Annotated in this window: 1 protein-coding gene and 1 pseudogene; both read right to left on the bottom strand. The window is 62.4% G+C overall.

Features of this window, described 5'->3' with window-relative positions; translation table 11 throughout:
- A pseudogene (locus F6S12_RS32120) lies at window positions 1-165 on the bottom strand (ABC transporter ATP-binding protein); the annotation flags it as partial.
- A gap of 178 nt (window positions 166-343) precedes the next feature.
- Window positions 344-1,032: DNA topoisomerase IB (locus F6S12_RS32115; protein WP_315869906.1), on the bottom strand; the 689-nt coding region annotated here is incomplete at its 5' end.

The following is a 1,032-nucleotide window of genomic DNA, read 5'->3' as shown; positions in this document are numbered from 1 at the left end:
CAGGCGCAGCAGCAGGGACTTGCCCACGCCATTGCGCCCGACGATGGCCGTAGGCAGGCGATCGAAACTCAGGTTCAGGGCATCAAGCAGGGTTTCGCCATTGGCGAATTGATAGGTCAGCTGGTTCAGGGAAACCAGTACGGGCAGCCGGGTGACGTGAGTCATCAGCACCTCCGGAAAATGTGGCAACAGGCCAATGAGCGCTAGCAGTGCTCATCGCGGATACATTTTTGGAAGGCTTAGTTGTTCACGTCGGCAATCGTCCTTGGACGGGAAAGAAGGTGCGTAGCCTAACCTCAGAATTCTCTGACTGACAAGTACGCAAATTCGAAGGTGGCCGTCGTCAGGCCGGTTGGGCCTCCTTCGCCAGGCGCCGCAGAAAGTTCGCCAGGCCCGCTTCCTCGGCCTTCAGGCCCTGGCGGGCCCGGGCCTTGGGCAACTGCGCCAACTCACCGAGGACGAAGCGCTCCAGCAGCGCCGGATGGATGTAGCACTTGCGGCACACTGCCGGAGTGTTACCCAGTTCCCGGGCCACTTCCTTGACCGTTGCCACTATGTGTTTTTTCGCCTCGGCCTGGGGCTCCCAAGGCTGCTGGCGCAACCGCTCCAGGGCCAGGACGCTGCCGGCCCAGGTGCGGTAGTCCTTGGCGGTGAAGTCGGCTCCGGTCAGTTGCTGCAGGCAGGCGTTGATGTCCGACGAGCTGACGTGGTGCCGTTGACCGTCTTCGTCCAGGTACTGGAACAGCTGCTGCCCAGGCAACTCCAGGCAGCGTTTGACCACCCGTGCCAGGCGCGGGTCCTTGACGGTGATCTGGTGCTCGACCCCGCTCTTGCCACGGAACTGGAAGTGGATGGCGCTGCCGCTGACCTGTACATGGCGGTTGCGCAACGTGGTCAGGCCGTAGGAGCGATTGTCCCGGGCATACTGGCTGTTGCCGACGCGGATCAGGGTTTCATCCAGCAGCAGGATCAAGGTGGCCATGACCTTTTCCCGGCTGAAGCCGGGCACCGCCAATTGCGCCTGCAACTGCC

This window comes from Pseudomonas sp. JV245A (assembly GCF_032424515.1).
Taxonomy (GTDB): Bacteria; Pseudomonadota; Gammaproteobacteria; order Pseudomonadales; family Pseudomonadaceae; genus Aquipseudomonas; species Aquipseudomonas protegens.
Note: the sequence above shows the minus strand (reverse complement) of the source record. Positions and strands in the feature narration are given on the sequence as shown.